10 protein-coding genes are annotated in these 12,893 nt (G+C 62.0%); 5 read left to right on the top strand and 5 right to left on the bottom strand.

Going from position 1 to position 12,893, the window contains the following annotated elements; translation table 11 throughout:
- Positions 1 to 22: 22 nt before the first annotated feature.
- A complete protein-coding gene (gene argA, locus K0V07_RS14705) occupies positions 23 to 1,351 on the bottom strand; it encodes an amino-acid N-acetyltransferase (RefSeq protein ID WP_220622145.1) in 1,329 nt (442 codons plus the stop codon).
- Between the two features lie 467 nt (positions 1,352 to 1,818).
- On the opposite strand from argA, the gene xerD reads away from it, so the two are divergent.
- The gene (gene xerD, locus K0V07_RS14700; protein WP_220622144.1) at positions 1,819 to 2,769 is read left to right on the top strand and encodes a site-specific tyrosine recombinase XerD; all 951 of its coding nucleotides are present in this window, start codon (positions 1,819 to 1,821) and stop codon (positions 2,767 to 2,769) included.
- Here the strand turns inward: xerD and K0V07_RS14695 are convergent.
- Together K0V07_RS14695 and K0V07_RS14690 are read right to left on the bottom strand one after the other, a co-directional pair.
- A complete protein-coding gene (locus tag K0V07_RS14695) occupies positions 2,766 to 4,091 on the bottom strand; it encodes a DEAD/DEAH box helicase (protein ID WP_220622143.1) in 1,326 nt (441 codons plus the stop codon). The genes xerD and K0V07_RS14695 overlap by 4 nt on opposite strands.
- Before the next feature lie 232 nt (positions 4,092 to 4,323).
- Positions 4,324 to 5,319 carry a putative sulfate exporter family transporter gene (locus K0V07_RS14690; protein WP_220622142.1) on the bottom strand — a complete coding sequence of 332 codons (996 nt, stop codon included), beginning with the start codon at positions 5,317 to 5,319 and terminating at the stop codon, positions 4,324 to 4,326.
- Between the two features lie 76 nt (positions 5,320 to 5,395).
- Between K0V07_RS14690 and K0V07_RS14685 the strand changes: the two genes are divergently transcribed.
- Positions 5,396 to 6,337 (top strand): LysR family transcriptional regulator, encoded by a 942-nt coding sequence (locus tag K0V07_RS14685; RefSeq protein ID WP_220622141.1) that lies wholly within the window; start codon positions 5,396 to 5,398, stop codon positions 6,335 to 6,337.
- Between the two features lie 24 nt (positions 6,338 to 6,361).
- Positions 6,362 to 7,597, top strand: a complete 1,236-nt coding sequence (locus K0V07_RS14680; protein WP_220622140.1) for a hypothetical protein — start codon at positions 6,362 to 6,364, stop codon at positions 7,595 to 7,597.
- A gap of 281 nt (positions 7,598 to 7,878) precedes the next feature.
- On the opposite strand, the gene K0V07_RS14675 is transcribed toward K0V07_RS14680, so the two are convergent.
- Entirely contained in the window at positions 7,879 to 9,675 is a 1,797-nt protein-coding gene (locus K0V07_RS14675) for an ATP-binding cassette domain-containing protein (protein WP_220622139.1), read from the bottom strand.
- A gap of 136 nt (positions 9,676 to 9,811) precedes the next feature.
- Here K0V07_RS14675 and K0V07_RS14670 point away from each other — a divergent pair, with 136 nt between their 5' ends.
- Positions 9,812 to 10,282, top strand: a complete 471-nt coding sequence (locus K0V07_RS14670) for a hypothetical protein (RefSeq protein ID WP_220622138.1) — start codon at positions 9,812 to 9,814, stop codon at positions 10,280 to 10,282.
- A gap of 69 nt (positions 10,283 to 10,351) precedes the next feature.
- Here the strand turns inward: K0V07_RS14670 and K0V07_RS14665 are convergent, their stop codons facing one another.
- A complete protein-coding gene (locus K0V07_RS14665; RefSeq protein WP_220622137.1) occupies positions 10,352 to 11,188 on the bottom strand; it encodes a PEP-CTERM sorting domain-containing protein in 837 nt (278 codons plus the stop codon).
- 246 nt (positions 11,189 to 11,434) lie between these two features.
- Here K0V07_RS14665 and K0V07_RS14660 point away from each other — a divergent pair, with 246 nt between their 5' ends.
- Positions 11,435 to 12,862 (top strand): ammonium transporter, encoded by a 1,428-nt coding sequence (locus tag K0V07_RS14660; RefSeq protein ID WP_220622136.1) that lies wholly within the window; start codon positions 11,435 to 11,437, stop codon positions 12,860 to 12,862.
- Positions 12,863 to 12,893: the final 31 nt, after the last annotated feature.

Genomic DNA, 12,893 nt, shown 5'->3' with positions numbered 1-12,893 from the left:
GTGGTCGCTGGCTGGTGCCCGTCTACGCTTTGGTGCGCTTTTTACGCGCGGGGGCGAGGGCTTTGACAAAGATGCGTGAGCGGCGCGCGTTGGCCTTGTAGTCTTCGCGGCGGGCTTTCGGGAGGTCCGTTTCGCTACCTTCGGAGAACCCGGCGATGTCGCGGAAAAAGTTCCCGGCCTGCGTGCTCAGGGCGATCACGCGGTCTGCTTTCATCCGGCGAGCCTCCAGACAGGCGAACTCGACCAGCTTCAGGCCGACGCCACGCCCCTGATAAAAGGGCTGTACGAGCACAGCGCCGAGCTCGACGGTCTTGTCCTCCAGCGGCATCAGGCTGAAGCAGCCCACGATGCTCTCGTCGATTTCGTAAACGTAAAAGTGTCCGATCGCCTCCTCGATGGAGTGGCGGGTACGGGTGCGCAGCGTCTCGCTCTTGGCGGCGTTACGGGTGATGGCAAAGATGCTGGCTGCGTCCTTTTTGCGGGCGGCCCGGATCTGCTGGTAGTCGTTGGCGTGGATCATCGTGCCCAGCCCGACCTTATCAAATATCTCGGTCAGCAGCCCGCCAAAGATGCGCCCGTCGAGGATGTGGGCGCGTGGAGTGCCTGCCTCCAGCGTGCGTGCGGCACAGGAAGCCTTCGAGAGCAGGCGCTCGTCGAGGCTCTTCTTGTGCTTGGTGATGAGGGCCTGGAGCTCGTCCAGCGGGACGTTCAGCAGGGGAGCGCCCTCGACCACGAGGCCGGGGAAGGGCGTGAGGTAGATCAGTTTCGAGGCGTTGAGGCGCATGGCCAGTTCACTGGCCAGCTGGTCGGAGTTGAGGCGGCAGGGCTGCCCGTCGCGGTCGAAGGCCAGTGGCGAGAACACCGGGACGACCCCCTCGGAGAGCATGAGCCGGATCAAGCGCTCATCGAGCCGGTCCACCTTACCGGTGTGGCCGAGGTCCTTACCGCGGATCACGCCCATCTCGGTGGCGCGCACGGCGTTGGTCACGACATAGCGCAGGCCGTTCTGAGTGAGGGCACGGGTCAAGGTCTCGGCTACCTCCGAGGAGGCGGCGACGGCCATCTCCAGCGTGGCCTCATCCGTCGGGCCGCTGCCATGGGCATCACTGATGGGGATACCGCTGTCCTCGGCCAGACGCTTGATCTGCCGCCCGATCCCGTGCACGAGCACGATGTCGATGTTCAGGCTGCGCAGGACGGCGATGTCCGTCATCACGTTGGAGAAGTTCTCGTCGTCGATGATCGAGCCATCCAGCGCGATGACAAAGACGTGGTCGCGGAACTGCGGCACATATTCGAGGATGCCGCGCAGGTCGGTCGGCTTGAGCGTGGTCTTCGTATCCGAAGGCATAGTGATCTGAGTATGCTAACTCCCTGATGCCCGGCGGGTAAATCCAAAAAACGGACTTCGCGCGGGAAGCTTTATGGGGACGTTTTGGTTTGGATTCGCTTGATCAACGACCGATGGGGCGATTCCGCTTTCGTATAAAGGGCACTTCGATTAACCTCCCATGAGCGAGACGAGAGCAATTGTGATTTTGAACAAGGCGACTCCGAGCAAAGGAGGGCTGGAAGCCCTTCGCGCTCGGAGCAACGCTGTTCAAAATTAAAAGTGACTCGCTCATCATGAGTTGCGCTTCGCTGAGGTCATGCGGCGTTACTCATGGCGAGACAGGGCTTCGAGCCCAGCCTTCGCCATGAGTGCCTTGCCTGTCCGACAGCGAGTGCGCAATCTCGTTTCATGGTAGATTAATCGAAATGCCCTAAAATGGACATAAAAAATTTGCGGACTCGGGATGCGTTGTCTTTATTGCGCCCATGTCTGCGACCCCTCCGCGCTATACGATATCCGATCCGCTGGTAGATGATTTCCTGCTCTACCTGGAGACGGAGCGCGGTCTGTCGAATAACACGGTGGAGGCCTACGGCAATGACCTCGCGCATGTCTGGGAATACCTCAAGGCCAAGGGGGTGATGGAGTGGGCGGGTGTCGAGCGTAAGCATCTGGAAGGCTGGATGAGTGAGCTGGCCAAGCTCGACTACGAGCCGGCGACGGTCGCCCGCAAGCTCTCCGCGCTGCGCATGTTCGCCAAGTTCCTCGTACGCGAGCGTGTGTGCGTGAAAGACTTCTGCGAGCTGCTGGACAGCCCGAAGCTGCACCGCAAGCTCCCCGGTACGCTCAGCGCGGAGGAGGTCGAGCGCCTGCTCGATGCGCCCGATGAGGATAGCCCGCAGGGGCTGCGTGACCGGGCCATGCTGGAGCTGATGTACTCCAGCGGGCTGCGTGTATCCGAGCTGTGCGGACTGCCGCTGCAGGCGGTGGATCTTGACGAGGGCTTTGTGCGGATCTTTGGTAAAGGCTCAAAGGAGCGCGTCGTGCCCGTCGGCTCAAAGGCCGTCACCGCGCTTGAGCGCTACCTTGATGTAGCCCGCCCGAAGCTGGTCAAGCCGCGTACCGGCAGCGATTTATTTCTAAGCCAGTGGGGGCGTGCGCTGTCCCGCAAAACCTTCTGGGTAAACCTGCGCAGGCATGCCGCTACGGCCGGGATCAATAAGCCCGTCAAGCCGCACCTGCTGCGTCACTCCTTTGCCACGCATCTGCTGGAGAATGGCGCCGACCTGCGTGCCATTCAGGAAATGCTGGGTCACGCGGACATCTCGACCACGCAGATCTATACCGCCGTGAAGACGGACTCGCTGGCCAGCCAGCATGCGCAGTTCCACCCCCGCCGTAAGCAAGTCTCCGGCGGGGATGAAACGGCGGATTAAGCCTGGGCTGCCTTGGGGGCGCGACGGCGACCCTTGCGGTCCATGTGCTTGTTGTTCCGCCGAAAGTTCTTCTTACGCGGTCCGTTGCTGAAGCTCGGCCCACGCTTGCCGCTCGGCGCACGATCATCGCGGCGCTTGCTCGGGTTGCGGTGGCGGATAGCGATCGGCTCGGCGTGGAAGGGATGGTCAGAATCCTCGGGCACGCTGTAGCCGATGAGGCGCTCGGCGGCCATGAGCAGCGAGAGCTGTTCGCCACAGCAGAGGGAGACGGCCAGGCCGCTGGCACCGGCACGGGCGGTACGGCCGATGCGGTGGACATAGCTGTCCGGCTCCATCGGCAGGTCAAAGTTGACCACCAGGGTGATGTCCTTGACGTCGATCCCGCGTGCGGCCACGTCGGTGGCTACGAGGACGCTGATTTCGCGTTTACGGAAGCGGTCGAGTGCCTTCTGGCGGGCAGCCTGAGACTTGTTGCCGTGGATGGCGTCCGCGGCGATGCCGTCGCGGGTCAGCTGCGTGGCCAGTCGGTTGGCACCGTGCTTGGTCTTGGTAAAGATGAGGCGCAGCTCGTCCGGGTTGCCATCGGCGTGATCGTTGAGCAGGTGGACGAGGAGGTCGCGCTTGTTAGCGTGCTCGACGAAGTACACCTTTTGCTCAACCTTTTCGGCGGTGGTGGCGGCTGGGGCGATGCGGATCTGGCGCGGGTTCTTCAACAGGCGCTCTGCCAGCTCGGCGATCGAGTTCGCCATGGTGGCGGAAAACATCAGGGTCTGGCGCTCGCGGGGAAGCTCCTTGGCGATGCGGCGGATGTCATGGATAAAGCCCATGTCCAGCATGTGATCGGCTTCGTCCAGGACAAAGGTGTGCACCCCGGAAAGGTCCATGCAGCCCTGCTGATAGAGGTCGAGCAGGCGGCCCGGTGTGGCCACGAGGACATCGACACCGTTCTTGAGGGCGCGACGCTGCGGGCTCTGGGCGACACCGCCATAGGCCAGGCTCACGCTGAGGCGCATGTGCTTGCCGTAGGCACGGAAGCTGTCGGCGATCTGCACGGCCAGCTCACGGGTGGGGGAGAGGACGAGCGTGCGCACTTCGCGCTGCTGCGGTCGGCGGTTCTCCTCGTAGAGGCGCTGCAGCATGGGCAGGGCAAAGGCCGCGGTCTTACCGGTCCCGGTCTGGGCGCAGGCGAGCAGGTCGTGGCCGCGCAGCAGGACGGGGATAGCCTCCGCCTGGATGGGGGAGGGATTCGTGTAGCCTTTTTCGGTCAACGCACGTTCAAGCGGCGCCGCCAAGGCAAGATCCTTGAAGGAATAGTCGGTCATAGGTCTGTGTGGCAGCTTACAGCCGCTGCTCAAGGGCTCGATGAGGATTGCTAGTATCTAATTGCCCGAAACAAATCGCTCACCGTCTTGACCGAATCAGGGAAAGGCTGGGAAAGCATCGTAAAAGCTTCCGCCTGCCGTTGTGTGAAGGCGGATAGGCATAGTATTATTGCCCATCTGGCAAGATAAATCTTTAGAATGATTTTGGGGCATCGGCATGGGCGAGCGCCTTTTAATGGCAAACCACGACAAAAACCAGGGCGATAGCGGCGGTGGGAATCCAGATCCCGAGGCCGAGAACCGCGGGTGCCCAGCCGACCTTACGCAGGGCCACGGGGCTCAGGCCCGCGCCGATCAGGAAGAGCGCGGCGCTCAGCCCGTGGCGACCGGCCAGCGATATCCAGTCCCCAGCCGGAGCGAGTGAGGGTACGGCCCACCTCAGCGCAGCCAGTGCGATAAAACCGAGGATGAACCACGGGAACTTGCCCTTGGCATCGGCTCCCGAGATGGCGGTGCCTGTGGCTTTACAGTGGCGGCTCTCCAGATGCGCGATCAGGAATGCCACCGGCACGATCCACAGAGCGCGTGCGAGCTTGATCGTGGTGGCCAGTGTCAGGGCTTCCGGCCCGTAGGCCATGCCTGCGCCGACTACTGAGCTGGTGTCGTGGATGGCCAGTGCGGCCCACCAGCCGAAGGCCGGTTGGCTCATGTGCAGCAGGTGCCCGATAAAAGGAAAGAGGATCAGGGCCACGGCGTTGAGGATGAATACGATCCCCAGCGCGGCGGCGGTCTCGTGCTGGCGGGGCTTGAGCACCCCGGCTACGGCGGCAATCGCGCTGCCCCCGCAGATGGCCGTACCCGCACTGATCAACAGGCGCGTGTGACGGGGCACGCCAAGCAGGCGGCCGATAAAGTTTCCGATCAGGAGGATGGCGCTGATGCTGATCAAGGTCACGCCCAGCCCGTCCAGTCCTGCCCGCGCCACCACGGGCAGCTCAATGCCTGCCCCCAGTGCGACCACCGACCCCTGCAGGAGCCAGTGAGCGCGCTTGTGCCAGCTCTCGGGGGCGGTGTTGGCACCGATAAATGCCGCACCGACCCCGAGGGCGAGGGCCAGCGCCCCCGTGAGCCCAAACGCGGCACACACCAGCACCCCGACCGGCAGCAGCCAGGGGGTCAGTTTTGCCAGCATGCCGGCATCGGTTTCGCTCTCTGTGCTCTCAAGCATGGGTGCGAGTATATCCGCTTGCCAACGAATCAGGGTAATCTTAGTTTTCGATAGGTTATTTGTTTTAATTATTGCCATGAAATCTTCCTATCCGCGAATGGACCCCGAGTGGCTGGACACTTTTCTACAGGTGGCCGAGTGCGGGGGCGTGCTGGCTGCCTCGCGTGCCATGCATGTTTCCCAGCCCGCGCTATCGGCCCGGCTACGGCGGCTGGAGGACGCGGTGGGACAGGCGCTCTTTGATCGCTCGGCTCAGGGGATGAGCCTGACCGAGGCCGGGCGGCGTTTGCTGCCAGTGGCCCGTAAGCTCCCCAAGGTCCTGCGTGAGGCGGTGGAGGCGGTCGATCCGGCGGCAGGGGCGCGATTGGCAGGGCCGCTACGGTTATCTGCCAGCACGACGCTGGCGGATTTTGTGTTGCCGCAGCTATTGGCCGAGTACGCGCGTACGCGTGGCGTTCCGGGGCTGGAGCTGCGAGTGGGCAACACCGATGAAGTGCTCGGGGCGGTGCGAAGTGGGCGGGTCGCTCTGGGGGCGGTCGAGGGGCTGCGCCGGGCGGCGGGTCTTCATCTGGAGCCTTTTGCGACCGATGTGATCGTGCCAGTATACTCACCCGAGCGTCTGCCGCGTGAGATTTTAAAAAAGCTGAAAGCCGCCTCGACGACCCGTGAGCTGGCCAAGCTGCCTCTGCTGTGGCGCGAGCCGGGATCGGGCACGCGGCGCGTGGTCGAGGATGCTTTTCGCCGCCGGGGCGTACCGGTCTCAGAGCTGCGCACGGACTTTGTGCTGGGCGGTACGCTTGCGCTGCGAGGGGCTGCGCTGGCCGGTCTGGGGATTGCGCTGCTACCTCGGCGTACGATCGGCCAGGAGCTGGCACTGGGGCGACTGGCCGTGGTGGAGAAGCCTGCCCTGCGCCTGAAGCGGACCTTTTCCTGGGTGCTGGCTTCCGGGGCACTGCCGCCGGAGTTGGAGGCTTTTCGCCTCTGGGCGACCGCGCGCATCCGCGACGACGAGAGATAGGGCAAGGACTCTAGGCTTGTCTGCATGGTTTCAGCTAGCATGCTGGCAGCCATGAAGCGCGTATTCCTCCAGCCACTTTTGGTATTCATCCTCTTTACCAACGCTGTTGCTCTCAGTGCGGCGGAGGTCTCGCAGGAGCCGATCAAGATCAACACGGTCGTGATTCCGTCGCGTAATCACACGCGCATGCAGCCCGAGATTTTCTATGCCTTCCGCACGGCAGCCAAGGAGTTCACCCCGGACCTGAAGTTCAACTTCACGCTTTTCAACCCCTTCCAGGCCAAGTTCACCGGCAAGACCAAAGAGGAACAGGAGGCGCTGCTGGATCTGCTGCAACACTGCGTGCCCGAAGTGGTCGAGATCAAGAAAGCCGACCCCCAGACCGATACCCTCCTGCAGGACATCCACGCCTACATCGAGAAGAACCCGGACTCCTCACTGGCTGAGACTTACAACGGCATCTACGAGTTCATGGAACCGTACCAGTTTCTCATCATTGAATCGAGCGACACCTACGGCGCGCACCCGATGTTTTATAAGCCCGGTGTGACCGAGATCGAGACCCCCGACGGCGCTATCGACAAGGACATCATCGAGACCATCTACGGGCTGTTTTTCATCGATGCCGCCTTTGCTCAGGATAAGATGGTGTGGGGCACCTGCCACGGTTCCCAGATCGGGTACATCCACGCCGGTGGCCACCTCGGGCGTCTTTTCGACTTCAAGGAAGGCGGCCATGGCGATGTGGAGCTGAAGATTTCCAAGGGCACTGGCTGCCCGATCCCGGAGGAGACCTGGCGCATCGGCAAGCACCTCTACACGCAGGACAAGGGCTCGGACTACAAGGACTACAAGATCGTCGCCTACGAGGTCCCCGCAGAGTACGCCGAGGGCAAAGACGTTTCCGGCATGTATATCAACAAGGACTTCCAGCACTCCCTCGCACTGGTCGAGCCGATCCCGCAGACGCTGGAGGTGATCTCCTATCACCCGCTCTCCAACTACAACGAGAAAGTCGAGAAGGGTGAGGCCGTGGCGAGCGAATATTTCTCCGAAGTCCTCAAGGACCAGAAGATCGTCGATGCCTACAAGTATAAGAACATGGTCGGCACGCAGTACCACCCGCAGTACACCTACGACGATCTCGACACCTACATCTTCTTCGAGTACCTCGTGGACCAGCTCCACGACCGCTACGCCCCGAAGAGCACCTCCTCATCCCTCCCGCACGGCCCGGTGCGTGACCGCACTGGACAATGATGGGGCTGTGCCCCATCGCTCACTGCGTTCACTGCCCCACCAGGACATAGCCCTGGACCCGTGATGCCTCGGATCACCCTGGCTTTTTCAGGAAAATAGCCACACGCAGTTTGTTCCTATTTCAGGGCATCCTAAATGTGTCACTCCAGTTTGGATGCTCTGCTCAGCGATTAGTGAAAACAGATTCTCTGTTTTCACTAATCGCTGACACGATGCGCAGCATCGAAAGTGCAGGCTGTTCCTGCTGCGGGTCTGGGCTGCATAAGCCCAGCCTAACTCGTTTAGCCTTCGAGTTCTTCGCGGAGGGCTTCGAGTTCCTCCCAGCGGGCGAATTTGACGGCGGTTTCGGCTTCGATTTGTTCGAGGCGTTGTTTGAGGGCGGGCACTTCGTCGGCAGCGTTGGCGTAGGTCTGCGGGTCGGAGAGACGTTCGGAGAGCGCGGCGGCCTCGGTCTCAAGTTTTTCGATTTCGGCAGGGATGGCCTCCAGTTCCCAGCGTTCGCGATTGAGAAACTTGCGGGGCTTTTCGGGGCGGCTTCCGGCCTTGGGTTTGGCGGCGGCTTTAGCGGTTTGCGTGGCGCGGGTGGCGGATGTTTTCTCACGCAGGTAGTCCTGATAGCCTCCGACGCAGGCGCGGATCGTGCCGCCGCCTTCGAGTACGTAGATATCTGTCACTACATTATCCAGAAAGGCCCGGTCGTGGCTGACCAGCAGCAGCGTGCCGGAGAACTCCACCAAGAGGTTTTCGAGTAGTTCGAGTGTTTCGAGGTCGAGGTCGTTGGTCGGCTCGTCCATCACCAGCAGATTAAAGGGCTGGGTGAAAAGCCGGGCCAGCAGGAGGCGGTTGCGCTCGCCACCGGAGAGCATGGAGATCGGGCTGCGCGCGCGCTCCGGCGGGAAGAGGAAGTCCTGCAAATAGCTGAGAATGTGGCGGCGTGCGCCGTTGATCGAGATGAACTCGTTACCGTCGCTGACGGCCTCCTGCACGGTCTCTGTCTCGACCAGCGCCTCGCGTGTCTGGTCGAAGTAGGCGATCTGGAGGCTCGTGCCGAGGCGTACGCTCCCGGCGGTCGGTGTGAGCTCGCCGAGGAGAACCTTGAGCAGGGTAGACTTGCCAGCTCCGTTGGGGCCGACGATCCCGATCTTGTCTCCGCGCATGATCGCGTCGGTAAAGTCGCGGATGATCGGGCGCTCGCCGTAGGCGAAGCTCACGTCCTTGGCGTCGATGACCTTGGCCCCGGAGGAAGCGGCCTGTTCGAAGGTCAACCGGGCGGCTCCGGTGCGGTCGCGGCGGGCTCGGTGCTCCTCACGCATACGCTTGAGGGCACGCACGCGGCCTTCGTTGCGGGTGCGTCGGGCCTGAATGCCCTGGCGGATCCAGGCCTCTTCCTGGGCCAGCTTTTTATCGAAGACGGCGCGGTTCTTTTCCTCGGCGGCGAGCCACTCCTCCTTGCGCTGGAGGTAGGTCTGGTAGTCGCAGTCCCAGCTCGTGAGTTGCCCACGGTCCAGGTCGAGGATGCGGGTGGCGACGTTTTGGAGAAAGGCCCGGTCGTGCGTCACGAAAAGCACGGCCCCGCGGTAGCCTTTTAAGAAGGTTTCCAGCCAGGCAATGGCCTCGATGTCGAGGTGGTTGGTGGGCTCATCAAGCAGGAGCAGCTCGGGCTCGCGCACCAGCTCACGGGCCAGCAGGGCGCGGCGCTTCATCCCGGCTGAGAGGCTCTCGAAATACGGATCGGCCGGTAGCTGCATCTGCTCCAGCGTGCGCTCCAGCCGGTGCTCAGCCTCCCACTCGGGCAGTCCAAGCTCGTGCAGGGCCCTGGTGACGATCTCGCCGACCGTGCCGCTGAGGTTGTCCGGGATCTCCTGCGGCAGAAAGGCGGCATGCGTGCCGGGAGCCTGGATCATCTCACCGCTGTCGGGCTGGATATGCCCGGCGACTACGCGCATAAGGGTAGACTTGCCCGCGCCATTGCGGCCCACGATGCAGGCGCGCTCGCCGGTGTCGAGCACGAGCGCGGTGTCGTCGAGCAGGGGAGCCCCGCCATAGGCGAGGCAGATCTTTCGTAGTGTCAGAAGCACAGCCCGCAAATGTCACGCATTCTGCCCACCGGGGGCGAGTCTTGTTTTTGCGGGAAATGCATTCAGGTCTGCTTATCCCGGTGCGGAAAGAATCTTTTTAGCTTTAGTCGGCGAGCTTTTCGGATTCACTAGCAGGATGGACAAGACCCAGGTATTTGAAACCCTGCGCGAAAAGCTCCGTGCGGAGCTGGAGGCGGCGGTAGGGGCCTCACGAGATGCAGCCGACTACGCGACCAATGACGAGTCACGGGCCGAGTCCAAGTACGATACGCAGGGGCTGGAGGCATCGTATCTGGCCGCCGGGCAGGCCTCGCATGCTCGGGAGCTGGCCGAGGCCGTCAGCCGTCTCGATAGCCTGCGTGATGAGCTGACGGCTCCCCGTGAAACCGCCCTGCGCGGCGCCCTTGTCCAGTGTAAGCTGGGACGCTACCGGGAGTGGTTCTACCTCTCGCCCGTAGGTGGCGGTGAGACGCTGGATGTGGACGGTACGGAGGTGACGGTGATCACCGCCCAGTCGCCCATAGGCGCTGCGATCCTGGGGCAGGCTGCCGGGGCGGACTTCAAGCTGCCCAACGGATCAGCCGGTAGCATCGCCACGGTGTCTTGAGGGCTCTGCATGACTGCATAAAAAAACGGCAGGTGAGTCACCTGCCGCTTGATCGAAAGATCGTGTCGCTCAGGAGCGGCGACGCCGGATAAATACTGCTGCGGCCAAAGCTGCGCCAAGCAGGCCGAGCGCCGAGGTGGAAGGCTCGGGGATCGTCGTAAAGGTCAGGTCGTTGAGACCGACCAGTGGTGAAACCGCTTCGGCATCTGCCTCGACATTAAAGGTGATGGAGATGGACGAGATGTCGTTCGAGTCAGACTCATAGCCGAAGTACAGGACGCGCGTGACTGAGGAACTGGTGTCTAGCGAGCTGCTCAGGATGGTTTGGCTGGAGAGCACTTCATCGGTGGCTGAGACGAAATTTACCACCATCGAGGTGATGGCCTTAAAGCGCTCCTGCGGGGCGGTGAGGGTGAAGGCTGCCGCGCTTACCGCATTAACATTATCGGTGAAGGATGAGCTGCCGCTGTCCCAGCTGCCAAAGTCGATGCTCATCGTGTAGGCGGTTGTTGTGTCGGTGGGGAGCTGGATCCGATAGGCGTTCGGAGTCGAGCTGAGCCAGGAAGTGTTGGTGATGGTCGTACCGAAAGTCGTGAAGCTCGACTGCGAGCTGATCTGGATGTCGGGCAGCGTATTGTTTGTGAAGGCGAAGACGTTGCTTCCGTTTGTGGCACCACTGTAGTCGTGCATGGAGTAGGCGTTGTCCAGCGCCTCGATCGTTGCTGCCGGTGTGCTGCCGGAGGCCGTGAGGTAGATGCCGCGATAGTTCGCGATGATATTGCCGGGCCCTTCGGCCAGAGGCGCGTCATCGATCACAGCGGCTTGCGTCGCTACGGTCGTTGCAAATACGGAACCAAGCACAAGGGCAGTGCTGAAAAGTGGATGGGATAGACGGAGTTTGCTCATGGTCTGAATTATCTCCGCCGAGGGGTAAGGGATCAAAACCGCCGACCTTGCAATCGTGCAAGTGCTTGATGGCTGGTGTTTAGAGTCGGGTGGTTTTGGCATGCGGTACTTCGGTTTGAGGGGGCATGGGAGTTGCTTGGCAACGGTATGGGGCCCAGCTTACTAACGTTCTTCGACTTTCGGTATTCACGCTATGGCTTGTGCAGGGGGTGGCTCGGTGCGTGGTTGCGATGGGGGCTGATCGCTGTGCTGTGGACGGCAGCATTTACCTCGCATGCGCAGGAAGCTTCCGCTCCCGCCGAGAGCCCTAGCCTGGAGGAGCGCGTGGCCGGGCTGGAGGCGTACATGAGAAACGAGGACCCCGCGGGCAGTAATGTCGAGGGTTTTCCCGGCCCCGGACACACCGGCTGGATGATGACCTCCGGTGCGCTCGTGCTCTTCATGACATTGCCGGGGTTGGCACTGTTCTATGGTGGGATGGTGCGGGAGAAAAACGCGCTCTCAATCGCGGCGACCTGTCTGGGCTGCGCTGGGGTGGTAACGCTGCTGTGGTGGGCGGTCGGATACAGTCTGGTTTTCGGGACAAATTTCGACAGCCCATTTCTCGGGGGCAGCGAGTACTTCTTTTTACGGGGAGTGGGGGCCGCCCCGAACGGGGATTACTCGGTGTGGATTTCGCAGAGTGTTTTCTGCATCTACCAGCTGACGTTTGCCATCATCACCGCCTCGCTCATTTTTGGTTCCACGGCTGAGCGGATCAAGTTTCGGGCCTCGATGTGTTTCGTGTTGGTTTGGATGTTTGTAGTTTATTTTCCGCTGGCGCACATGATCTGGGGATCGACCGGATTTATGAACGGTATCGGTAACGCCGACGCCGTGATCCCCGCGCTGGACTTCGCCGGGGGGACGGTCGTGCACATGTCCTCGGGCTGGTCGGCGTTGATCCTGTGCATCCTGCTGGGTAAGCGTATGGGCTACGGCTCCGAGCCGATGCCCCCGCATAATATGGTGCTGTGCATGGTGGGTACCGGGATGCTGTGGTTCGGGTGGTATGGCTTTAATGCGGGCAGCGCGCTCGCCGCTGATGGTATCGCCGCAAATGCCTTTATGACGACCACCCTGGCCGCAGGGGTGGGGACCTTTACCTGGGGGCTGATGGAAACCCTGCTCAAGGGAAAACCGAGCGTGCTCGGCTTTTGCTCGGGGGCGGTCGGCGGGCTGGTGGTGATCACACCGGCGGCAGGTTATGTCGATGCCTCGGGGGCTGTCGTGCTCGGGATTATCGCGGGGATTGTGCCGTTTTTTGCCGTCACCTATATGAAGCGTCTGCTCGGCTACGATGATGCGCTGGACGCCTTCGGAGTACACGGGGTCGGAGGGACGCTCGGGGCCATCCTGACCGGAGTTTTTGCGACGGAGCGTGCCAACCCGGCGCTCGTGAGCGACATCTGTAGTGCCAACGGCCTGCGTAGCGCGCTTGAGCACCATATGCTCTGGCTCTCGCAGCTGGCGGCGGTCGGGCTGACTATCGCGCTCGCTACCGTGGCCACGGTAATCATTGGTTTAATCCTGCGCGCAACGATCGGCCTGCGTCATAGCGCGGACGATGAAGACACGGGCCTCGACCTCACCGATCATGGCGAGGAAAGCTACATCTACAGCTCCCGTGGATGAGAGCGGTCAGGGCGCGGTTCGCGCGATCTGA

This window comes from Ruficoccus sp. ZRK36, assembly GCF_019603315.1.
GTDB lineage: Bacteria > Verrucomicrobiota > Verrucomicrobiia > Opitutales > Cerasicoccaceae > Ruficoccus.
The sequence above is the reverse complement of the archived record's forward strand: the minus strand, read 5'-3'. Positions and strand labels throughout refer to the sequence as shown.

Bases quoted from the DNA above. Each gene is read 5' to 3' on its own strand.
- argA (WP_220622145.1), bottom strand. From the start codon at position 1,351: ATGCCTTCGGATACGAAGACCACGCTCAAGCCGACCGACCTGCGCGGC.
- xerD (WP_220622144.1), top strand. From the start codon at position 1,819: ATGTCTGCGACCCCTCCGCGCTATACGATATCCGATCCGCTGGTAGAT.
- K0V07_RS14695 (WP_220622143.1), bottom strand. From the start codon at position 4,091: ATGACCGACTATTCCTTCAAGGATCTTGCCTTGGCGGCGCCGCTTGAA.
- K0V07_RS14690 (WP_220622142.1), bottom strand. From the start codon at position 5,319: ATGCTTGAGAGCACAGAGAGCGAAACCGATGCCGGCATGCTGGCAAAA.
- K0V07_RS14685 (WP_220622141.1), top strand. From the start codon at position 5,396: ATGAAATCTTCCTATCCGCGAATGGACCCCGAGTGGCTGGACACTTTT.
- K0V07_RS14680 (WP_220622140.1), top strand. From the start codon at position 6,362: ATGGTTTCAGCTAGCATGCTGGCAGCCATGAAGCGCGTATTCCTCCAG.
- K0V07_RS14670 (WP_220622138.1), top strand. From the start codon at position 9,812: ATGGACAAGACCCAGGTATTTGAAACCCTGCGCGAAAAGCTCCGTGCG.
- K0V07_RS14665 (WP_220622137.1), bottom strand. From the start codon at position 11,188: ATGAGCAAACTCCGTCTATCCCATCCACTTTTCAGCACTGCCCTTGTG.